At 48.6% G+C, this 247-nt stretch carries 1 protein-coding gene; it reads left to right on the top strand.

Annotated features, from left to right (window positions below; translation table 11 throughout):
• Positions 1-247: GTP-binding protein (locus F0L74_RS34625; RefSeq protein ID WP_246197953.1), on the top strand; the 247-nt coding region annotated here is incomplete at both ends.

The raw sequence follows: 247 nt of genomic DNA, 5'->3' as shown, positions 1-247 counted from the left end.
CTAGCAAGTACTATGTTACCATCATTGATGCTCCTGGACACAGAGATTTCATCAAGAACATGATCACAGGAACCTCTCAGGCTGATTGCGCTGTGCTCATCGTAGCTGCCGGTACCGGTGAATTCGAAGCTGGTATCTCTAAGAACGGTCAAACCCGTGAGCATGCCTTGCTCGCTTTCACCCTCGGTGTCAAACAGCTCATCGTAGGAGTAAACAAAATGGATTCCACTGAACCCCCATACAGTGA

The sequence above is a fragment of the Chitinophaga agrisoli genome (genome assembly GCF_008386695.1).
Classification (GTDB): domain Bacteria; phylum Bacteroidota; class Bacteroidia; order Chitinophagales; family Chitinophagaceae; genus Chitinophaga; species Chitinophaga agrisoli.
This window is presented reverse-complemented; position numbering and strand designations above follow the sequence as displayed.